The organism is Salinibacillus aidingensis (assembly GCF_039522525.1).
Taxonomy (GTDB): Bacteria; Bacillota; Bacilli; order Bacillales; family Alkalibacillaceae; genus Salinibacillus; species Salinibacillus aidingensis.
Genome location: NZ_BAAADO010000003.1, coordinates 565,327 through 586,127, shown reverse-complemented (window position 1 = coordinate 586,127; position 20,801 = coordinate 565,327). Strand labels below are relative to the sequence as shown.

Annotated in this window: 20 protein-coding genes and 1 riboswitch; of the genes, 4 read left to right on the top strand and 16 right to left on the bottom strand. The window is 40.1% G+C overall.

Annotated elements, in window-relative coordinates:
• Positions 1-15: 15 nt before the first annotated feature.
• The 8 genes from ABD006_RS09850 to ABD006_RS09815 all read right to left on the bottom strand — a co-directional run bounded on the left by ABD006_RS09850 (position 16) and on the right by ABD006_RS09815 (position 7,873).
• Entirely contained in the window at positions 16-372 is a 357-nt protein-coding gene (locus tag ABD006_RS09850) for a response regulator (RefSeq protein WP_343840202.1), read from the bottom strand.
• 18 nt (positions 373-390) lie between these two features.
• Complete coding sequence (locus ABD006_RS09845; protein WP_044160493.1) at positions 391-855, bottom strand: chemotaxis protein CheW; 465 nt, start codon at positions 853-855, stop codon at positions 391-393.
• Between the two features lie 21 nt (positions 856-876).
• On the bottom strand, positions 877-2,910 hold the full coding sequence (locus ABD006_RS09840) for a chemotaxis protein CheW (protein WP_343840198.1): 2,034 nt from the start codon (positions 2,908-2,910) through the stop codon (positions 877-879).
• Positions 2,911-2,945: 35 nt separating this feature from the next.
• Positions 2,946-3,446: a chemotaxis protein CheX gene (locus ABD006_RS09835; protein WP_343840196.1), complete on the bottom strand. Its 501-nt coding sequence runs from the start codon at positions 3,444-3,446 to the stop codon at positions 2,946-2,948.
• A gap of 44 nt (positions 3,447-3,490) precedes the next feature.
• Positions 3,491-3,594: riboswitch (cyclic di-GMP riboswitch) on the bottom strand.
• A gap of 127 nt (positions 3,595-3,721) precedes the next feature.
• On the bottom strand, positions 3,722-4,354 hold the full coding sequence (locus ABD006_RS09830) for a response regulator transcription factor (protein WP_343840194.1): 633 nt from the start codon (positions 4,352-4,354) through the stop codon (positions 3,722-3,724).
• Between the two features lie 112 nt (positions 4,355-4,466).
• Positions 4,467-6,161 (bottom strand): methyl-accepting chemotaxis protein, encoded by a 1,695-nt coding sequence (locus tag ABD006_RS09825; protein WP_343840191.1) that lies wholly within the window; start codon positions 6,159-6,161, stop codon positions 4,467-4,469.
• A 452-nt stretch (positions 6,162-6,613) separates the two neighbouring features.
• On the bottom strand, positions 6,614-7,135 hold the full coding sequence (locus ABD006_RS09820; protein WP_343840189.1) for a type 1 glutamine amidotransferase domain-containing protein: 522 nt from the start codon (positions 7,133-7,135) through the stop codon (positions 6,614-6,616).
• A gap of 183 nt (positions 7,136-7,318) precedes the next feature.
• Complete coding sequence (locus ABD006_RS09815) at positions 7,319-7,873, bottom strand: HD domain-containing protein (RefSeq protein WP_343840186.1); 555 nt, start codon at positions 7,871-7,873, stop codon at positions 7,319-7,321.
• A 362-nt stretch (positions 7,874-8,235) separates the two neighbouring features.
• Here ABD006_RS09815 and ABD006_RS09810 point away from each other — a divergent pair, with 362 nt between their 5' ends.
• Both ABD006_RS09810 and ABD006_RS09805 read left to right on the top strand, forming a co-directional pair.
• Positions 8,236-8,418 carry a hypothetical protein gene (locus ABD006_RS09810; protein WP_343840183.1) on the top strand — a complete coding sequence of 61 codons (183 nt, stop codon included), beginning with the start codon at positions 8,236-8,238 and terminating at the stop codon, positions 8,416-8,418.
• A 2-nt stretch (positions 8,419-8,420) separates the two neighbouring features.
• On the top strand, positions 8,421-9,890 hold the full coding sequence (locus tag ABD006_RS09805) for a sodium:solute symporter family protein (RefSeq protein ID WP_343840180.1): 1,470 nt from the start codon (positions 8,421-8,423) through the stop codon (positions 9,888-9,890).
• A gap of 86 nt (positions 9,891-9,976) precedes the next feature.
• On the opposite strand, the gene ABD006_RS09800 is transcribed toward ABD006_RS09805, so the two are convergent.
• The 5 genes from ABD006_RS09800 to ABD006_RS09780 all read right to left on the bottom strand — a co-directional run bounded on the left by ABD006_RS09800 (position 9,977) and on the right by ABD006_RS09780 (position 15,934).
• On the bottom strand, positions 9,977-12,685 hold the full coding sequence (locus tag ABD006_RS09800) for a GTP-binding protein (RefSeq protein WP_343840177.1): 2,709 nt from the start codon (positions 12,683-12,685) through the stop codon (positions 9,977-9,979).
• A gap of 182 nt (positions 12,686-12,867) precedes the next feature.
• Complete coding sequence (locus tag ABD006_RS09795) at positions 12,868-13,815, bottom strand: MBL fold metallo-hydrolase (protein WP_343840174.1); 948 nt, start codon at positions 13,813-13,815, stop codon at positions 12,868-12,870.
• Positions 13,816-13,941: 126 nt separating this feature from the next.
• The gene (locus tag ABD006_RS09790; RefSeq protein WP_044160513.1) at positions 13,942-14,181 is read right to left on the bottom strand and encodes a DUF362 domain-containing protein; all 240 of its coding nucleotides are present in this window, start codon (positions 14,179-14,181) and stop codon (positions 13,942-13,944) included.
• Between the two features lie 168 nt (positions 14,182-14,349).
• Positions 14,350-15,048: an amino acid ABC transporter permease gene (locus ABD006_RS09785; protein ID WP_343840168.1), complete on the bottom strand. Its 699-nt coding sequence runs from the start codon at positions 15,046-15,048 to the stop codon at positions 14,350-14,352.
• A 10-nt stretch (positions 15,049-15,058) separates the two neighbouring features.
• Positions 15,059-15,934, bottom strand: coding sequence for a transporter substrate-binding domain-containing protein (locus ABD006_RS09780; protein ID WP_343840164.1), 876 nt, complete (start codon positions 15,932-15,934; stop codon positions 15,059-15,061).
• Positions 15,935-16,265: 331 nt separating this feature from the next.
• Between ABD006_RS09780 and ABD006_RS09775 the strand changes: the two genes are divergently transcribed.
• Complete coding sequence (locus tag ABD006_RS09775; RefSeq protein WP_343840162.1) at positions 16,266-17,201, top strand: NADP-dependent oxidoreductase; 936 nt, start codon at positions 16,266-16,268, stop codon at positions 17,199-17,201.
• A 70-nt stretch (positions 17,202-17,271) separates the two neighbouring features.
• Here ABD006_RS09775 and ABD006_RS09770 read toward each other — a convergent pair whose 3' ends face one another.
• The 3 genes from ABD006_RS09770 to ABD006_RS09760 all read right to left on the bottom strand — a co-directional run bounded on the left by ABD006_RS09770 (position 17,272) and on the right by ABD006_RS09760 (position 20,362).
• Entirely contained in the window at positions 17,272-17,871 is a 600-nt protein-coding gene (locus tag ABD006_RS09770; protein WP_343840159.1) for a histidine phosphatase family protein, read from the bottom strand.
• Between the two features lie 548 nt (positions 17,872-18,419).
• On the bottom strand, positions 18,420-19,535 hold the full coding sequence (locus ABD006_RS09765; protein WP_343840156.1) for a thermonuclease family protein: 1,116 nt from the start codon (positions 19,533-19,535) through the stop codon (positions 18,420-18,422).
• A gap of 212 nt (positions 19,536-19,747) precedes the next feature.
• Positions 19,748-20,362 carry a PH domain-containing protein gene (locus tag ABD006_RS09760; protein WP_343840154.1) on the bottom strand — a complete coding sequence of 205 codons (615 nt, stop codon included), beginning with the start codon at positions 20,360-20,362 and terminating at the stop codon, positions 19,748-19,750.
• 206 nt (positions 20,363-20,568) lie between these two features.
• On the opposite strand from ABD006_RS09760, the gene ABD006_RS09755 reads away from it, so the two are divergent.
• Positions 20,569-20,700, top strand: coding sequence for a hypothetical protein (locus ABD006_RS09755; RefSeq protein ID WP_343840153.1), 132 nt, complete (start codon positions 20,569-20,571; stop codon positions 20,698-20,700).
• Positions 20,701-20,801 lie beyond the last annotated feature (101 nt).

Sequence of the window (20,801 nt, the reverse complement as noted above, 5' to 3'; positions counted from 1 at the left end):
TGAAGTTTAGTTAATCTATAAAACTTTGGCCAGTGCTTCTTGTATTCGTTCGAAGGTGAAAGGTTTTACAATAAAATCTTTTGCTCCTGCTTTAATAGCTTCAATGACCATTCCCTGCTGTCCCATGGCTGAACACATAACAACTGTCGCATCCGGGTTCATTTTTTTAATTTCTTTTACAGCAGCCACTCCATCCATCTCCGGCATGGTGATATCCATAGTTACCAGATCAGGTTGCAGTTCAGAATATTGATCAATCGCTTCCTTACCATTGGAAGCTTCTCCTACGACCTCGTGCCCCTGCTTTGTTAAAATATCTTTAAGCTGCATACGCATAAACGCAGCATCATCTGTTACTAAAACGGTTGCCATATCAGTATTCTCCTTCCTCTATGCTTCATCTGTAACGGATTTGATTTCATTCATTTCATCCAGATTTAAAACATGTTCTAAATCCAGTAAAATTAATAAGCGTTCTGTTAATTTTGCAACGCCAATAATAAAGTTGTCCGACACTCCACCTATTACTTTGGGCGGAGGATCAATCGATGCATCTGAAATATCAATCACATCTGACGCAGTATCAACAATTAAACCGACTTGAATATCCTTTAATTGCACAATTAGAACACGGGTGTCATTCGTATATTCGGTTTCCCCAATTTGCAGACGATCCTTTAAATCTATAATTGGAGTAATCTCCCCACGGATATTGATGATTCCTTTAATAAAATCTGACGTCTTCGGAACTTTTGTAATTTCCGTTAATTTTTCAATCGATAGTACTTGCTGTATATCCACACCATATTGTTCTTCATTTAATTGAAAAACAATGACCTTAGATGGTTCATTCATAATGTGACCATCCTCCTTCTATCATTTAATTAATGCATTTGGATCAATAATGAGTGAAATGCTTCCATCACCAAGGATTGTAGCTCCGGAAATGGCAAACACATCTTTAAAGTAATTTCCAAGTGATTTAAGTACGACCTCTTTTTGTCCCATAAAATGATCAACAATTAATCCGGTCAGCTTATCTCCCTTTTTCACAACAACAATGGCTTCATCCTGATTTCCGTTTTGTTCTGTTTCTTCTGTTCCGGGTACTTCAAAGACTTCCTGGATCGATACAAGAGGTACCACTTTTCCTCTAAAGTCCATAACAGCCTGTCCATTTACCGACATCTTTTCTTCAGGTTTAAGCATAACCGTCTCTTCGATAAATGAGAGCGGAATCGCATAGGTTTCACGCTCCACATTGACCAGCATTGCCGAAAGAATCGACAGGGTTAATGGAAGCTGAATCGTAAATTTACTGCCATTGTCAGGAACAGATGTAGTAAAGATTTGTCCACCCAAGGACTCAATGGTATTTTTCACAACATCCAGGCCTACCCCACGTCCGGATATATCTGAGACCTGTTCTGCCGTACTAAAACCTGAGGAAAAGATTAAAGGATAGACTTCTTCATCAGATAGCTTTTCAGCCTCTTCTTCTGTTACAATACCGTTTTTGATTGCTTTTTCCACAACTTTATCCCGGTTAATTCCGGCACCATCATCTTCAATTTCTATGTAAACATGGTTGCCATTATGGTATGCCTTGAGCTGAAGATGTCCCTCCTCCGTCTTACCTTTTTCCCGGCGTTCCTGAGGAGATTCAATACCATGATCCACTGAATTTCGAATTAAATGAACCAATGGATCTCCAATTTCATCGATAACCGTACGATCTAATTCAGTCTCGGCTCCACTGATTTCAAGTTCAATCTTTTTATCCAGATCTTTGGAAAGACCGCGAATCATACGAGGGAATCGATTAAACACCTGCTCGATTGGCACCATACGCATCGTTAGCATCATATTTTGCATATCCTTAGATACCCTAGACATATGTTCAACTGTTTCGATCAGCTCACTATGACCGATTTTGCTGGATAACTCCTCCAAACGGCCCCGATCAATAACGACTTCCTCAAACAGGTTCATTAAATGGTCGATACGGTCAATATTGACTCTTATTGATTTGGACTGCGTTTGCCGTTTCGGCGACTGTTGTTGCTTCTGTTCTTCTTTTACCTCTTTCTGTTTTTCCTGAGGTTCATTTTCTCTATGAATCTCTTTCTTTTCATCATTTGGCATATGTACATGAGAGTCTTCCAAGGGTGTACCTTCAACCTGTTTAATCTCAGATATTTTCATAATTTTATCTTTAACACTGTCCAGGGTTTCCTGTGTTAAAAGAACGACAGAAAACTGGTCATTAAAATCCTCTTCTTCCAACTCTTCAACAGAAGGGGAGGTCTTGATGACTTCACCTGAATCCTCCAGGACCTCAAAGACCATGAAAACACGAGCCTGTTTCAGCATACAATCCTCATTAAGGGTAACGGTTATTTGAAAAGCATGATAACCCTGATCTCTGGCCTGATCAATAACGGTTTTTTGGTATTCATCAATTTCCAGATTCTCCAGCGTATCGGCTGTACCTGTTGCTTCTTGATCTCCATTTGATGTTTCAGGCTGCTCACCTTTCTCAATGGCTTCCAGTTGATGAACTAATTGGGAGACATCCTTTTTTCCGTCCCCGCCTGAGGCAATAGACTCTACCATTTCTTCTAATGTTTCCAGGCAGCTGAATAGGATATCTATTAGATCTGTTGCCACAGCAAGCTGATGATTGCGAATTAAATCCAGAACGTTTTCCATTTTGTGGGTTAACGATGATATGTCTTCATACCCCATCGTTCCAGCCATGCCTTTAAGTGTATGTGCCGAACGGAAAATTTCTCCTACGATAGTCGTATCCTCAGACTCTTTCTCCAGTTCGAGCAGATGATCATTGATTGCTTGTAAGTGTTCACGACTTTCGTCTAAAAACACTTCAATATATTGATTTGTATCCATTTCACTCCTCCTAACCAGATGATAATCAACCTATTCTAAGAATCAAGCAGTAAATAAATCGTAAATTCTTCTGACTCATTTATTAGTATCGGTATCTGGAGCCCTTTTCTAAAGCCTTTTAAAGAGGTGTCTCCTTCCATTATCGTTGGAGAGGTTATATCTGTATGTGTCCCTGACTCTTCTGCATTGGTGGACATTCCGCCTGCAATCATATTCCCCAGTTCTCCACTAAACGATGAAAGCATTTCCCCTTCTAAACTCATTCCATACATACTCTCTCCTAAAGAGCCAAAAAGTGATGCCGATCCCGCTAAGACAAGTGATCCTTTTATTTCTCCGGTAATCCCAATCAGTACTCCAAATTCCAACTCTAAAGGTTCCTCGTGTAATTGAGGTGTACCGATATCTATATTTAAAGGAATCACGCTCCTGACCGATTGTATCGTGCCATTCAGGATGTTTGTTACAGATTCAGTACTCTTCGCATCCGTTGTCGTCATAACTTTACCTACTTTCTTTTCCACTAAAATTTTCATAAAAAAAGGCTACTCACAAACGTTGAATAGCCAAAAAGATAATACTTGGCAGCCTGGCAATCATCATTCTTTCAGTTCATAACCCCAAAAGAATATTAGACCCTGAGCTTTGCGTCCTAACCTTTCGGAAAGTTTGCCTTTTTCGATGTGTATATGAAACATGTATACTAGTTATATCGTCATACAATAGGGAAGTATTTAGAATTCTGAAGATAAAAATTTTCCAAAATGAAAATCCGTAATTTTCAGTCTACTCCAAGCTGTATGCAAGGTTTCTAAAGCACAAACCACTTGTTTCTAATCGCCGTCAGAACAGCATTGGTACGGTCCTCCACTTCCAAGGTTCTTAAGATAGAACTTACATAAATTTTAACCGTTTTTTCTGTGATAAATAAAAATTTTGCTATTTCCTGATTTTTGTATCCTTTTGTAAGCAGTTCAAGCACTTCCCATTCGCGCTTTGAAAGGACTCCAACAGGACGGGGCTTAGCATGATTATGAAGACGGGAATAATCATTTAAAAAGATCTGGTTAATTTCAGGATGGACATATCGCTTCCCATTAATGATTGTCTGGATTGCATACGTCAGCTCCTCTTTTTCCATACCATTAAAAAAGTACCCATTCAGATTTAACTTTAATAGATTAAAAAGGTCCGGATTATCTAATGTTGAAAACCAGACGGCGATTTTTATATTCTGACTTTTATAGAAATCAATGATTGTGGATTCATCCATATTCGTGTCTAAATCTATAATTAATAAGGTTATACTTTCATAATCATTTTGTAATGTTTCCTGATCTTCAGGCCCATAAGCCGTAAATTCAATTGTTGGAAAGAGGCTTTTTAACTCATGCACTAATATATCTCTCATTAAAGACGGTTCTTTTAATAATGCAATTCTCATGATGTCACCTCCGAATGATATATTCTATATTAACAAGAATCCTTCTTAAATAGTTCGGTGGAATCATGGGAAGAAAGCCAAAAATCCCCTTTCCATAGAATAATTAGCTATTTTACAGCTTAAACTGGTTGACCAGACCGTTTAATTCTTCCGCCAATTTTGATAGTTCCATAGAGCTTGCCGATATTTCATCCATTGAACTATTCGTTTGCTGGGCAGATGCTGAGGTCTGTTCCACACCAGCAGCTGTCTCCTCTGATACAGAAGCAATCTCTGAAATGGAAGCGTTCATGTCATCACTCGTCCCAGCGATTTGTGACAGATGTTGGGACACGGTTTCTATACTTTGAACCATTTCTTCCACTGAATGGTTAATGTTTTCTAACGTTTCCCCTGTTCTTTGAATCTGTGTTGTTCCATTTTCAACCTCAGAGTATCCATTTTCTAAAGCTTCCACCACATTTGTTGTTTCTGTTTGTATCCCATCAACGATACCTGTGATCTCCGTTACCGAATGGGCTACTTGTTCAGCGAGTTTCCTTACTTCATCTGCTACTACGGCGAATCCTTTTCCATGTTCGCCAGCACGAGCGGCTTCGATAGCAGCATTTAAAGCTAATAAATTCGTTTGCTCGGCTACATCCTGAATAACCGTCACCAATTTAGAAATTTGTTTTGATTTCGTATCCAATCCGTCTACTTTTTCTACGGCTTCTTTAACAATTTGATCGATATTGGACATTTCTTCCACGGATTGCTCCATCAGTTTTTGTCCATCGACGGTCATTTTCAAAATTTCGTTAGAAGAATTATGGATTTTTTCACCGTTGGAATAGGCTTCCTGTACTTTTCCAGTAAAGGAATTTGAATGGGAAGCAAGTTCACTGGCTTTGTTGGCCTGACTTTCTGAGCCTGAAGCAATTTCTTCCATCGTACTTGCAATCTGCTCTGAACCATTTTTCACTTCATTTGCCGATTGGGAGAGTTCTTCACTATGCGACGTAACTGTTCCTGAAACCTCATTGATTTTTTGCAGTAACTCCCTTGTCTGTCCATTCATTTGGTTCGTAGCTTCAATCAGCTGGCCAATTTCATCCTTATATGGATTATTTAAATCTTCATGGCTTAAGTCTCTGTCAGTTATAGTCTGCATCCTATCCACAACGAGCTTTATTGGATTCGTAATCTTCCGGGCTGTAATGAATGCAGCCAGAACTCCAACAATGACAATGATTCCAGCGACAATCAATCCTAAGGTGGCCATTTGCTCACCATTGGCCTGAATCTGCTCACCCTTATTCTGAATAACTTCCTCACGATTATTCGCCAGTGTTTCGAAACCGTCCATCAGCTCCCGTGCAAGCGGCTGAACCTCCTCGCTCATAATGTTCATTGCAGCTTGTTTGTTGCCATTGTCGTACTCCTTAAAAACCTTATCTGTTAAGGTTCCCCATTCAATTTTTTGATCAATCAATTCTTTTGCCTTTTCGGAATCAGATAACTCCAACACCCGATTTTCTAATGTAATACTTTCTTCTATGTATGAATCAAAACGCTCTCTATATTGCTCATCTTCATATAACAAAAACCCACGAATTAATGCAGTTCTCTCTGCCATGTTAAAAGCAATCTTTTCATCTGCAATTAATAAAGTCATTTGCTCTTCCATAATTTCATCAATTTCCTGATTAGATTGGTAAGTCGAATATATATTGAACCCCGCTAAAACGAGAACCAATAGCATAATTAATGAAAAACCAAGCAAAATTTTGGTTCGTAACTTTTTAATTTGAAATCTTTTACTCATTATTTTCACCTCTACCATTCTTCAGCTGTTCGTTAGCCGATATCTAAATTTTGTGCGATTTGAAAATATAAAAATCCTTAAAAAGAAAAAATTCTACCTTTATGGCAGATGATATCCAAAATCCACAATTATAATGGACTGTGGTTTATAGGAAAATATTTGAACCTATGGCAACGCTATTTTTTAATGGAATAAATTTTCAAAAAAGACACAAAAAGTATCATAATCTATATCTGTAGTCACAGTCAATGACAGATTTGTGAAATTACACAATAATTTTTTACTATTAGTTTGGAATTAAAATACATTTTTATATATTAATAGTCCTGTTTCAATTGTATGCAATGGCGAAAATAACTATTTTGGAAAAATATATTTACACAGAGGCAATGAAATAAAGAGCAAAAAATTCCCCCGGAAGAAAAACTCCCGGGGGATCTATACTTTAACAATTATTCACTTTCAAGAACCTTAAGTGCTTCTCGGTTAAATGCTGGAATATCATCCGGCTGACGGCTGGTTACCAGCTGGTTACAGCATACAACAACTTCTTCATCCACGAAGTTTACACCTGCATTTTCAAGATCAACTTGAATAGACTTGTATCCAGTCGCTTTACGTCCATCAAGGGTTTTCGCCGTAATCAATAGCTGGGGACCATGACATATTGCGAAAACCGGCTTCTTTTCATCCATAAAGTGTTTACTGAAGGTAACAAACCGCTCATCGTCACGTAATATATCCGGTGAAAAGCCCCCTGGTATTAATAAGGCATCAAAATCTTCAGGCTTCACATCATCAATAGAAGCATCAATTTCCACTTTTGCTTCTCCTTGTTTCCCGGTTACAGAGGTTCCTTTTTCCTTTTCAATAACCGTTAGCTCATGACCTGCTTCTCTCAATGCTTTTGCAGGCTCTGTATATTCCACATCCTCAAACATATTTGTAAGTAAAACGGCTACTTTTTTACCCATAAGTGGTCCACTCCTTTTCGTTAACGTATGATGTGGTGATAGCTAAAATGCATCTATCATCCACTTTCAATTGTAAGATTCCTCTATTCCCCAGTCAATTTACCTGCCTATAAACCACAAGCGACAGCGCCATTTATGCAGCTGGCGGCCATAAAAAGGCAGACCCTCGCCTGCAACTTGTTCTTAGCTTTCATTATCTATGCCAATGGAAATTTTCTCAGTATAGTTTCCTGAATCCAGATCAATTTTCTCATCCAGTGTTTTAATCAGCTGCCGTTCTTTTTCCTGATTGATATTTCGGTAATGATGCAAATCGCCGGGCTGCTTATCCTTTTCGTCTGCCAGGTGCACAACTTTCTGTAAAGAATTTAACTCAAATTGACCTTCTGGCAGTGCTGATTCCGTGTGAAATAAAATGGCATGGGAAATCTCTTTTGCTGCCTTTTTATCTTCTCCTAACCGAACCAGTAGTTTGTGTGCACGCTCAGCCCCTTTAATAGGGTGTATATCACAGTCCCGATATAATTCATAATCCCATTCTCCATTACGAAACCATGTATAATGGCCAATATCATGCAAAAATCCGGCTTTTGCAGCCCAATCCGGATTTGCATCGTATTTATGAGCCAGATTGAACGCATGGGAGGATACAGATATCGCATGGGCCATTCCCGCACGTCTCACATATTTTTGCGCAATTGGATGCTCATAAATCATTTGTAAGGTCACATATCGCATCATGAACATCCCCTTTCTATAAAGTGAAACTTCCATCAGTAGGGGCTTTCTCCATCACCACTGATGGTTAGTTGAACTTATCAGGAATTAACTGGCCGTTTATCCCCACTTAGTCTTGTTGGGGTACCCTGAAGTCTTGAAGTGGGGGTATTACGGCCGGTTAATACGTAATAAATTATTGGATATGTTATCACGTTTACAAGGTCACTTCAATTGATTTGAACCATTTTTCAGGAAGTTCTTTGCCTTTCTTAAAAAGGAGGAAATAACCCATCGCACTGTTCAAAATATTGTCACTTTATTCTATAATGGAGGGTGGCAGCAGCCTGGAAATATTTCAACGTACTGGGAGGTGATTACACATGGCGTCCTCAGAGCGAAAATGGGCCCTGGTTATTTTAATAACTGTGTTACTGGCCTACATTCTTCCTTATACAATATTCACTAATGTGTCAGCCTGGTATGGAAGTTTTCTGCTATGGACAGGATTAACGATTGTCATCATTGGGGTGAACTATTTTATTACAAAGGATTGGGGTAAATAACCATGACAACGACTTATGTATGGTCAGCTATCGTCATCTACATTATTCTGGCGTTATTCATTGCTTTTTTATCAAGGCGAGGAAAACAGACCACCATGGACAGCTACTTCCTTGGTAATCGAAAATTAAACGGGTTTGTTTCTGCACTAAGCTATAGTGCTACCACCTACAGCGCATTTATGCTGGTTGGTTTAGCCGGTCTTACATATAACGGTGGCGTCGGAGCATTAGGGTTTGAACTCATCTATCTGATCGGCGTATCTTTAGTTGCATTTTTTGGACCAAGATTCTGGTTAGCAGGGAAAAAATACGGGTACGTTACCCCCTCGGAAATGTTAGGCGATCGTTATCAGAACAAACTGGTTGCTGTTGTCGTTTCCCTGTCAAGCTGTCTCTTCTTAATACCTTACAGCGCCGTTCAATTATCCGGTGTCGGCTACTTGTTACAAGGTGTGACGAATAATGCCATTCCTTTTACTACAGGTGTCGTGATCGCAACTTTGTTAGCGATTGTTTATTCCTATATTGCCGGAATCCGTTCTGTTGCTTGGACAGATGCTCTGCAGGCCTTGTTTATGGTCATCACATCAACCATCGTTGTGCTTATCATTATCAATCGTTTAGGTGGTTTTGACGGCTTCTTTCATACTCTTGAAACAGAACGCAGCGAACTGTTGACTGTTCCAGGAAACGGCTACTTCAGTTTCACTACCTTTTTAGGATTAACGATCCCGTGGTTTTTCTTCAGTCTATCGAATCCACAGGTCAGTCAGCGTCTGTTTATGCCGGCATCCCTCAAAAGTCTCCGTACGATGTTAATGGGATTTTTAGGGTTCGGATTGATTTACACGTTAGTTTCAGTCATTTGGGGTTTTACGGCAAGCCTCCAATTTCCTGATTTATCAAACGCAGACTTAGCTACACCAACGCTTTTATCCTCTGACCTAGTTCCACCTGTTTTAGGTGTGATCGTGATGGTCGGAATTATGGCAGCAGCCATTTCAACAATAGATTCCATACTCCTCACATTATCGTCTTTATTTGCTCGTGATGTGTATGGGAATGTGAAGAAAAACACAAGTGACCAGATGCAGCTTCGAATCGGGAAATTGGTTATACCAGTAATCGCAGTCCTTGCCTTTTTATTTGCACAAATGGAATTGAACCTGATTGCAGTATTGTCTGTATCATCCTCGGCCGGACTACTGGTTGTCGTTCCAGCAATCATCGGCACCTTTTTCTGGAGCAAAGGAACTGCTGCCGGGGTACTAACAAGTGTAATCGCAGGTAGTTTTTTGGTTATCATGCTCGAAGTTTCACAAACAACTCCTTTTGGACTCGCTTCAGGAATATGGGGGCTACTCATTTCCAGCCTCTTATTTTTGATCGTTAGTTTATTAACGAAAGCCCCCAAGAAAAAAGCGCATGAATTTTTGGGATATATTAAAAATGAATTGAGGAAGAAAACCTGAAAAATGTGCGGATCAACATCAGGTCCGCCCATGGTTTATTTTTGACAGCCAAAGATATGAAGCGGTTGTTTTAGATACGTTTATGATTACATGCTTCTGTAACGGCTTCGATTTGTCAGCCATTCAAACTGAAGAACACGTAATTTAAACAATGTAAGAGGATCACGATAGGTCTCCGGATTTTTTCTCATATTGTTAAGCTCCTCATTCGTTCTTTCGATCAGCTCTTGAGTTTCCGTTAAGGCTTCATTTAGTACTTCATAGGGCTGAGTAAAAAATGTTCCCACATCCCAATCCAGAGAATGCTCAAACAGTTCAAACTGCTGCATGAACTCGTCTGAGATCGCCTTAACCGTCCCGCTGTAATCCTTACTTTCAATAGAATTCTTAAATCTTGCCTCAAGCTTTTCCTTATCCTGTCTGATCACATCAAACAGCTTTCCTGCGCCCTTCCATAAAATCTGTGAAGAAGCCGACCGTTTCAATATATTCCGGTTTTCAATCTGTAAACTTCCTCTTGTCATTCGATGGATATCCCGTTTCCAGTCTTGAAGGATTTTAAAATCACCATTTAGCGAAATCTTTTGCTCAAAAAATTGACGGTTAAGGTCCTCACTTAGTTCATCTAAATCATCCTGAAGATTCTTAAAATCCTCTTCATTATCCCTAATCCATCCTTGCAGGTCTCTATGAAAGGCAGGTAAAATTTCATCCTTCACATAATACACAACTCGTTTATTCATTTCAGCATTCACTTCATCATGGATATTTTCAAAATTGGAATCTTCATCCACGATCTCAGAACTGTTTCTTAATAATTCCGGAATCCTGGATTCAAGCTTTTGACGTATATTCTCCTTCATTTTCCGATAGCTATCTTTCATATTCTTTATTTTCGTATCTTCAATATGGTTCACCTTTTTAAGGGCATCATTAATTTTGGCACGGGTTTCATTGTTCCATTTCATTTCGTCCATCAGGGAACTTTCCATTTCTACTTGTTGATCAAGCAGATAGGTAATGGTTTGTTTCACAAAGTGCAGGAGTTTTCTCGTACGTTTTTCTTTTCTGTTTTCTTCATGGGTGATCATCCTTATGAAGGAAGACATTTCCTCTACCCCTGTTTCCTGACTGAAATCGTTCAATATCCTGGCATTTGGAAAGTACGTATGAATTCTTGATATGGTTTTCGTTTTTATTTCCTGATTATGAATGCGATGTCCATGTTCACTTGAAAGAAGGAAGTGAATCGCAAGTTCCGGCACCTCTTCCGCAAGTGTTACGGCCATATCCAATTCCTCGGGGGTAAGGGGTGAATCAATATCTATTGTGAATAGTAAACTGTCCGCAACCTGAAGATAAGGCAGCATTTCCTTATGTTTTGCAGTTCCGGGATAAATCAAAGCCAGATGATGGGTATTCAAAAATGGTGCCGGTACCTGGTAATCGACCATCGCTATTTGACTTTGTGCTTGCTCCTGATTGTCTTCCAGATTTTCTATATTTTGCACCTTATCTTCAGTAATGATCTGAATATTGGTATCCTCAGCATCCCTTACAAAAACAGTAGCAGAGGCGGTTTCCCCGATAAGCTCCTGTTGAAGAAACTGGTTGACAACGGTTCTTCTCCCCTCAACTGATGTACCCCAAATCATCAAACGGTGCTCGTTTAAATCTGCCAATTGCTGGACGAGCTTCTCTGCACGAGCATCCAGGGCTACTCCTTTATCCTGTGCCCAGTTCAGCAAGGTTTCGAAAAGCTGAAGACACTCATCTAAAACATTTTCATAGTCAGGGGATTCACTCACCCTGTGCTCAGCCCGTCGAACGACTGTATCATCAATGTCAGCCGGAAACATCTCATTCCAGGCGAGAACGGCTGAACCTGCGAATAGATCATCTGAAGGTGTGGACAGATGTATCCAGTTCGTTAAGTAGTTTGGTAGTAAAGGAGATAAGTCCTTAATGAAATAAGTACCCTCCAGCAGCTTCAAAAAGCTCTCTTTGTATAAAGGCGATAGCGTGCGCCACATATGATTTTGACCCTTTTCCATATTCAGCAGCCATTTGTTCATTTCCATCAGCCAGGAAAAGTAAAAATCGGTTTGCTTGTAACTTTTCCATAATGCGGCCGTCAGACTTTCAAACCTAGCCAGCTGAATGGAATAAAGGGTTTTTAACACTTCTGTAAAATAATGAGGCTCAAAAGCGATCGTATGCCCGGCTTCTGCATACCCTTCAATGATTTCAAACCAATATAAAGACTCTGTTCGCAAAGCCTCATTTACAGCAAGATGAAGGGCCTCCTTCCATTCCTTACGTTCTTCAAAAAATGCTCTGGCCATATCCGTCACATCAGGATAATCCGGATCCAGCTCAACCGCCTTTTTAATCGTATCCATGGCTTTGTCTAACTGATTCAGCTGTATGTATAATGAAAATAGCTGCAATAGAATCTCTGACTTTAACCCATTTGAATCTGTTTCAACAGCTTTATAGTATTCCTCTGCAATCGGCAGTAATCCAAGTTCAAAATGGGCATCGCCAAGATTTTTTTGTGCCCATGGCTGCAGTTCATTCGAAACATTTTCCCACTTCAGGATCGCTGATTCGTAGTCATCATTAAGATAATAAACCTCTCCCTGAGCAAATCGAATAGCGGACAGCTCCGGAATGTCACTTTTATGCTCATTTAAATACATTTCTCCCAGTACTTTAATGGGATGCACATTTTGGACGCCATCCATAAACGTCTGATAATACGTTTTATTAATCAACTGTTCCTCAATTGTCATTTTAATCCCTCGCTGTACACACATTGTGCCATAATAAAATCTATACACTTCACACATTTTACAGAACAAAAAATTGCTCTACTTACAATAATCGATGTGAATGAAATTTTTATGAGGATAATAGAAGGATTAAACGTAAAAAAGCCCAATCCGTAATTGGCTTTGGGCTCTTCTTTATTCATTTATGATTTTTTCTTTAAATAGTCCACAATCCCCATCGCACAGACCTGCATATCCATATTTAAGTACTGATATACTTCATGATCCCGGGAAAGTCCCTGTTCATCCAGGTATTGACCTATTTCATTCAGCAATCCCTCCGCTACAGCTCCTCCCTTTTCTTTATCAGGGGCATCAGCCAGATCAGAATAAATCTGTTCACCAATTTCCATAAACTTCGGAAGCCAGTAGCGCATCTGTTCATATACATGCTGCGGGTTTGCCGATTGACCATAATGCCCAAAATTTATCGCATCAACATCAAGCTTTTCTATTTTTTCAAGGGAGTTCATCATAGCTGCAGGGTCGAACTGATTGGGAGAAGTTGTCGGGAGTATAAATTCTAATGGTGTTTTCGGGTAGAGTATACCGATTGTATCGCCGGTAAATATTCCATTGTTGTAGGAATCGTGGATGGAAAAATGGTGTTTGGCGTGCCCAGGTGTATCATAAAACGTTAACGTACGATTTTTCCCAATCTGAAGGGTTTCCCCATCCTCCTTCACCATCAGTCTGTCCTCAGGTACAGGAACAATAGGGTCAAACAACTGTTCAAACAAATCTCCATATACCATCTTCGCCCCCGCTATTAATCTGGAGGGATTAGCAAGATGTCGTTTGCCTTTCGGATGGACCACAACAGTAGCATTTGGGCACTTTTCCAGAAAAACCCCAGCCCCGCCTGCATGATCAAGATGAATATGGGTCACAATGATATAGTTCACTTCCTCAGGTTCAATGTCCAATTCTTTCAGCCCCTCTAAGAGATGGGGAACGGAAGGACTGGCACTCGTTTCAATAATTGTCAGTTTCTCATCATGCAAAACAAAAGAACCTGTCCGCTTCTCCAGGTTTAAGTCGTACAAATCAATCAGACTTGTTTTAGGATCTAACTCTATTGGCTTTGTCATCTTCATAACACCTCTTTATACATCTATTTCTCTATCATTATTTCAACAGAGAATTGAATATACCTGCTTAAAAAAGAGTGTATCTCCACTGGGAAGACACACTCCTTCACTCCAATTTATACAATTTTACCGGTTTGCAAAAAATTCTTCCGCTTTCTTTAAATAAACCTCTTGGTCAGGTGTCATATCAAACTCTTCCACAATTGCATCAACAGGACAGACAGCTACACAGGCACCGCAGTCGATGCAAATATCCGGGTCTATGTAAAATTGATCCTTACCTTCTTCAATACATTCGACAGGACAGACTTCTACGCACTCTCCTGCTTTCTCCTCCTGACACGGGCTTGTAATGACAAATGCCATGTAAATACCTCCTATGTTGCAAAATATGTCTTTTCTATGTTCCAGTATACGCTTTCTATCGATATAAATCTAATCTTTTAAACATAAAAAGTAACACAATTACGATGAACCAAATAAAGACCCGGAATAAACAAGTTTGAAATAACCTGTATATTCCGGGTTTTAAAATCAGGTTTGGATATACCGGCTAAAACGCTTTTCCAGCCGTTCCTGAAAGGCAGAAATAACGATACATAATGACCAGTAAATAAGAGCAATCAGAACATACATCGTCATATGATCATATGTCCTGCCACCCACAATTTGTGCCTTTTGGAATAGCTCGGGGACCGTAATGACTGCGGCCAGAGAACTTGCCTTTACTAAGTCCAGAAAGACATTCGTCAATGGGGGCAGGGCAATCCGCGTTGCCTGCGGAAGAATAATAGACCCCAGCGTTTTCCATTTTGTTAAACCTAAGGCCTGGGCGGATTCCCACTGTCCGGATGGCACACTGTTTAACGAAGCCCGATTAATTTCCGCTATGTATGCCGCACTGTTTAATCCAAAACCGATAATGGCTGCCATATAGGCGGATAATTCAATTCCTGCATACGGAAGCCCATTATATAAAATAAACAGAAAGACAATAATGGGGGTTCCCCGCATAAAGGAAATATAGAGACGCACCGGCCATCTTAAAAGAATAGTTTTAGAGTTTCTCCCCAATGCAAGAAACAACCCAAGGATTAAACCAATACCCATAGCAACAAAGGAAACGGCAATGGTCATCGGCAGCCCTCCCAAAACAAAAGGAAGGCTGTCTATCGCCAACTTCGGATCAAAAAGGTTACTGACATCAAATTCAGTGATATTAATTTCCATCATGAAAAATCACCTATAGGTCAAGTCCTTCAATTTCTTTAATCTCTTTGTCAGGAGGTGTTGACGCATCTTTTCCACCAAAGAACTGCTCTGAAAGCTCTTTTAACGTTCCATCCTCACGCATTTCCGTCAAAACCTGATTGATTTTCTCATGGAAAACCTCGGCATCTTTTTGCATGACCAGGGCCTGCTCTGATGGATGGAAACGCAGGTCAGGATGCAGGGTTACATCAATTTCCGGCAGCGCCTCTAACGCCAGACTTTGTAGGTAATAATCATTCATAACTAAATCTGTACGTCCATTTTCAACATCCCGTAAATATACATCATTTGTAACATTTGTGTAGGTTTTTATTTCAGCTCCGAAATGCTTGGCAATTTGACTGAATACGGTTGTAGCACCACCGCCAGCTATTTTCCCTTCCAAATCCTCCAGTGTTTGTATACCGGATAAATCATCTTCCCTGACAATCATTGTTGCATAGGAATACTTATATGGCTCACTGAAAGCAAAATTCTTTTGGCGTTCATCAGTAATTTCAATGTCATTTGCGACTAAATCAATTCTGCCACTATCCACTGAAGATAGCATAGAGTCAATTCCCATAATTTCAAAAGAAACATTTAAATCAAGACGCTTGGCCATCTCTTTGACGATTTCCACATCATAACCAGTGATCTTATCGGAGTCCTCAGGATAATAGGATGCAGGATACAATGTTCCTGACGTCCCAACGACAATCTCACCAGCTTCCTGAATTTCTTCCCATTTATTTGAAGGCTCTGATTTTTCTTCTTCGCCTCCATTACTTTCCCCTTCCGTATTTCCACATGCAGTCAAAATCAAAAGACCGATGAAGAACGTCACCGCTAAAATTTTCCGTTTCACACGCTCAACCCCTTCTTGTTTCATAATTTAAACATTTTAAAATATAACAGATTATTATTCTTGTTTCAATAATCCATTTTCCTGTAATAGTTCTTTTAAGAGTCTGTTATACAATCGGTTTATAAAAATGATTCGAAGGTCTTATGTATTTTTACAAATGATCCCTCCATTAACCAATAATCCATTTTATTATGATTAATTGGTAGACATTCTCACTAAAATGAATTGGATAGCGAATGATTTGCTGACTAGCAATCGTATAAGATAGCATATAATATAAAAAATAACCTTATACTTTATCAGTATCTATATCAACAGGAGGTTAACATTCATGAAAGCAGTGGTTATTGAAGAATATGGCGGAAGAAATCAATTAAAAATGAAAGAAATTCCTAAACCGGAAATCGGGGAACACCAGGTACTAGTGGAGATGTATGCTACTTCCATTAATCCAATTGATTGGAAAGTGAGAGAGGGTTACCTGAAGGAAGGGCTGCCATTTGAATTTCCAGTTATTTTAGGCTGGGATGCAGCTGGAGTAATCACAGAAACAGGTTCGAAAGTGACAAAATTTCAGATTGGAGATGAAGTATTCGCCCGCCCGGACACAACCGCAAAAGGTACATACGCTGAGTATACAGTCGTTGATGAGCATTTACTTGCACCCAAACCAAAAAACCTCGATTTTAAAGAGGCTGCTTCCGTACCCTTAACCGGACTAACTGCCTGGCAGTGCCTTGTCGATTTCTCAAATATCAATAAAGGGAACAAAGTCCTTATTCATGCAGGGGCTGGAGGAGTCGGAAGCTTTGCCATTCAAATTGCCAAGCATTTTGGTGCCTATGTCGCTTCTACGGCAAGCGGGAAAAACGAGGACCTTTTAACGGAACTAGGCGTTGATGAGTTCATTAATTATAAAGAGCAAAACTTCGAGGATATCCTTCATGACTATGATATTGTGGTGGACACCCTCGGCGGTGAAATCATGGATAAGAGCTTTCAAGTGCTGAAAGATGGGGGTAAGCTGGTTTCAATAGCTGGCAATCCCGATGAGGAAAAAGCGAAAGCCCGGAATATAAAAGCTGGTTTTCTCTGGCTTGAGCCTGACGGAGAACAGCTTGATCAATTAGGAAAACTCATAGAAGCAGGCAAGGTAAAACCTGTAGTTGGCCATGAATTTCCTTTTTCTGAAGAGGGGATTAAAGAAGCTCATAAATTAAGCGAGACTCACCATGCGAAAGGGAAAATTGTCATTCGGATGAAATAACTTATATGAACCAGCAAAAAAAGGTTAACTCTGTTCCCAAGGTTAACCTTTTTGGTTGGCTATGATAAATTCAGATCGTATGAGTGTGAGTGTCATTCAAATGCTTTGTACAGTTATACAAAGAGCAGTCCCACTTATCATCCTTATATTCTAATATCGTAACCGATGTATGTTCCAATTCCGGCTTTTCCCATTGATTGGGAAGAAGTCTCTTTAAGGTGAGTCCAAGCAACAATCCATGACTGACAACGAGGATTCGCTTTCCTCTGTATGCAGCAGAAATCTCCTCCACAAATTCTGTCCCTCTTTTTGCTATTTCATCATCTGTCTCCATGCCAAGACCCAATTCACGCCAGTTACGGCCCCATTTCTGCAACCTTTCCTCCTCAGTTGTTCCTTCAACCTCCCCGCAGTTTTTCTCCCGGATTCTTGGATCATAGTGATGAATAGGGACTTTTATCTCCCTTCCAATGATTGAACCCGTCTCTATCGCCCTGGACAAATCACTGGTTATGATCATATCCCATTTTTCTTCCCTCGAAAGTCTTTTTCCTGCCTTTAAAGCCTGACGTTTTCCAGTCTCATTCAGAGGAACATCCGAGATTCCCTGAGCCCTGCCCGTCACATTCCACTCTGTTATGCCATGCCGGATGAAACCTATTGTTGTCATGACCTCTCCCCCAGTCAGAATATATTAAATGCACAAAAATCGATACATGGCTATCGTCCACCAGCGCCTGCGCACGCAGACTTACTCCTCACCATTTTTTGAATGTTCAAATTTAATATTTTAGGATATTTATTTGAATTTTCCTAATTATTATAGCATACCCAACTTTTTCAGACGAACAGCTTAACTTTTTTGCCCATTATTTTGAGGGCTAATGCTATATCGGTGGAATACTAGTCAATCAAGGATTTTAACCAATCAGGTGAATGCGGGCATCGCTCTAATTCCTGAGGTTATCGGGCAAAAACCAGGATTCATCCATCATTTTATGCCATTTATCAGTCGCTCCGGATTTTATCTGTCATTTTGGTGGTGATTTCCGTCTGAATTTGGAATTTATCAATTAAAATTCAGGATTTATCGGTCAAAAAATACAGGGAATCCATCTCTCATGCCGATCCATCCGCCACCACAGCCCAGGAATCCGTCAACACAATAAAAATCCCCACATCCTTTAACACTTTAAAGCATGTGGGGACAGTCCCAAACTATGGCAGGCTTTCACAGGCGAGGCCGTTGCCATCCCTGTCCAAGCGGTGTGGATCGCTGTTCGGTCCACCGGCTGCCTCGAAAAAGTTTTGTGCCTGATTATGAGTGTCGAAATCTCCGCAGTCGCGGTCCGGGCCATCAGGATCGTAAATGACCTCTCCTGATCCAGAGCCGGAGCTGCCGGAATCAGAACCGCTCGAACCCGAACCGGACCCGGAGCTCGAGCCGCCATCCGAAGAGTTTCCTGACGCTGAATCATTAAAGCCTTCCTCTGTTACATAGCCATTAATACTCCAGATTCCCCGATTGGCATTCACAGCCTTCGTTTGCGCTTTTACATAAGCGTCATAATGAGTATATGGCGGATCATATACGTAAGCGAGCCGTGCAAGGCCTTTTTCAAGAAGCAGCTGGTTAAACATTTTTCCATCAACCCAGATGTAGGCAAGCAGCCTGTCATAGTGATCCCGCTTTGGTCCATCAAATTCAACCTGGACCTGTTTTCCGGATAAAGCCTTCTTTGCAAAGGAGCTGGCTTCAGGCCCATATGGCTGAACAGGTTTACTTGGGTGAACGGTCTCCGGTGTATCTACTAACAGAAGGCGGACATCTTCTGTTTTTCCCTTATATTGAATCTCAATTGTATCTCCATCAACTACCCTCGTAACACGGGCTGATTCCAAATTTGAATTGGGAGATGGTTTATCCGATGTCTGTGACGAACCAGACGAATCCCCTGTTTCAGGATCATTGTTCACCTTTCCTTCACTGTTTCCGTTTGTTTTGTCCTGGTTTTTCTCTTGATTTGATTTTTTGTCTTTCTCGTCTGCATCCGAACTTTTATCCGCAGACTCCTTATCTTTATCCTTTTCTTCCTCGCGCTCTTTATCATCTTTTGTTTGATCAGTTTCTTCCTTCTCCTCTACATTTTCATCTTCATTCTTTTTATCAGGAGAAGTCGATTCCTCCGTTGGTCCTGGTAAAAACAGACTGAAAATAAACAAGGCCAAGCCGACTAAAAAAAGATGCTTAACATTTTTTAATGATTTCCGTTTAAATAAATACACGACGAGCATGATCGCAGCTGCCATAAACACTAACAAGCTGATACCCATAACCGCGGGACCCACAGTATCTCTCTCCTTTATGTACAATTTTCAGATTGAATTATTTTAAAGAGGTATGACGTTCTGAAAAAACATTTCAAAATATGATTTTATAAAACCCTTCTTTGTTTTTCAAGTGTCCTTCCCGGGGTGAAAATTTATTTTAACGAACCTGTTTAGTGAATAAAGAAAACCCAGCCCAAATCAGGCCGGGTCTTAGCTTATTGATTAATATACTTTTCAAACACGTCTCCAAAGTCTTTCTGGTGGAATTTTTCATGATTGGAATGGAGCCAGGAAAATCCATATTCCGTAATTTGTTTGAATTGATCAGCCAGGTTGGCATCGTTTGTACGGGAGTTTTGCAGAACATTTACAGCCTTATCAAGACTCTGTTCACTCATTTTTAACATGATTTTGTTTTCCTGAGTAGCCTCAGAAATGTACACTAATGCCTTATAAAGATCATTTAACTGCTCCAGCTGATTTTTATCTACATCGATGCTGAAATCCTGATTCCCAAGCGAGAATTTAATTTCAATATCTAAATCAACACGCCCCGCTGTTTCCAGGAGCACATTCGAAATCTGATACTGAAAATAGGGATAACGCCGAAGCGTCCGCTTGGAAGATACCGCGTTTTCACCGTCCACATGGATGAACGCCAAATTGGTAAAGCAGTACTCATCCGCTTTTGTTTTAATAAGAAAGTAGATCTTCTCATCGTCCTCATGACGAACATAATCATCCGCATCCGTTTTGTCATAATCTTTGGGCTCAATAATCTTTCCAATATCAGATAAACCCAACGCATCCGAAGCAAACTTCTTTAACATCCTTCCATTCCCCCTAACTGAATTTGAGATACACCCATCTGCATTTAAAAAGTCTACCTGATTCCCGCGTTCATTATGTAGTAGCTGCAACGGACACAGATGATGTATCTCTGGTATTATTTTACCACTATTTTCAGAACTTTCATATTTTGTTTTTGTGAAATATATGGGGGAAATTCAACTGGGACCGGTTTAGGTGATGGGGATTGATGGTGTTATCGGTCTGTTTCGTGGGTGTATCCATCGATCTGGTGATTCTATCCGCCGATTTCCTGGATTTATCCACCTATTCACTGCAGCTATCAACCTGGCAAATCACAATCCATCGATATACATAACAATATCCACCGATTCACCGCAAATATTAATCCAGACCTAACAAAATTCAATCCATCTAAGGAAAACAAACAAACTGCTAACAAATGTCAGCAGTTTGTAA

Excerpts from the sequence above, each read along its gene's own strand:
- ABD006_RS09760 (WP_343840154.1), bottom strand. The coding sequence starts at position 20,362 with ATGTTAAAGAAGTTTGCTTCGGATGCGTTGGGTTTATCTGATATTGGA.
- ABD006_RS09830 (WP_343840194.1), bottom strand. The coding sequence starts at position 4,354 with ATGAGAATTGCATTATTAAAAGAACCGTCTTTAATGAGAGATATATTA.
- ABD006_RS09770 (WP_343840159.1), bottom strand. The coding sequence starts at position 17,871 with ATGACAACAATAGGTTTCATCCGGCATGGCATAACAGAGTGGAATGTG.
- ABD006_RS09805 (WP_343840180.1), top strand. The coding sequence starts at position 8,421 with ATGACAACGACTTATGTATGGTCAGCTATCGTCATCTACATTATTCTG.
- ABD006_RS09775 (WP_343840162.1), top strand. The coding sequence starts at position 16,266 with ATGAAAGCAGTGGTTATTGAAGAATATGGCGGAAGAAATCAATTAAAA.
- ABD006_RS09815 (WP_343840186.1), bottom strand. The coding sequence starts at position 7,873 with ATGCGATATGTGACCTTACAAATGATTTATGAGCATCCAATTGCGCAA.
- ABD006_RS09845 (WP_044160493.1), bottom strand. The coding sequence starts at position 855 with ATGAATGAACCATCTAAGGTCATTGTTTTTCAATTAAATGAAGAACAA.
- ABD006_RS09800 (WP_343840177.1), bottom strand. The coding sequence starts at position 12,685 with ATGACAATTGAGGAACAGTTGATTAATAAAACGTATTATCAGACGTTT.
- ABD006_RS09840 (WP_343840198.1), bottom strand. The coding sequence starts at position 2,910 with ATGGATACAAATCAATATATTGAAGTGTTTTTAGACGAAAGTCGTGAA.
- ABD006_RS09810 (WP_343840183.1), top strand. The coding sequence starts at position 8,236 with ATGGCGTCCTCAGAGCGAAAATGGGCCCTGGTTATTTTAATAACTGTG.
- ABD006_RS09785 (WP_343840168.1), bottom strand. The coding sequence starts at position 15,048 with ATGATGGAAATTAATATCACTGAATTTGATGTCAGTAACCTTTTTGAT.
- ABD006_RS09820 (WP_343840189.1), bottom strand. The coding sequence starts at position 7,135 with ATGGGTAAAAAAGTAGCCGTTTTACTTACAAATATGTTTGAGGATGTG.
- ABD006_RS09795 (WP_343840174.1), bottom strand. The coding sequence starts at position 13,815 with ATGACAAAGCCAATAGAGTTAGATCCTAAAACAAGTCTGATTGATTTG.
- ABD006_RS09850 (WP_343840202.1), bottom strand. The coding sequence starts at position 372 with ATGGCAACCGTTTTAGTAACAGATGATGCTGCGTTTATGCGTATGCAG.
- ABD006_RS09790 (WP_044160513.1), bottom strand. The coding sequence starts at position 14,181 with ATGGCATTTGTCATTACAAGCCCGTGTCAGGAGGAGAAAGCAGGAGAG.
- ABD006_RS09765 (WP_343840156.1), bottom strand. The coding sequence starts at position 19,535 with ATGGGTATCAGCTTGTTAGTGTTTATGGCAGCTGCGATCATGCTCGTC.
- ABD006_RS09835 (WP_343840196.1), bottom strand. The coding sequence starts at position 3,446 with ATGAAAATTTTAGTGGAAAAGAAAGTAGGTAAAGTTATGACGACAACG.
- ABD006_RS09825 (WP_343840191.1), bottom strand. The coding sequence starts at position 6,161 with ATGAGTAAAAGATTTCAAATTAAAAAGTTACGAACCAAAATTTTGCTT.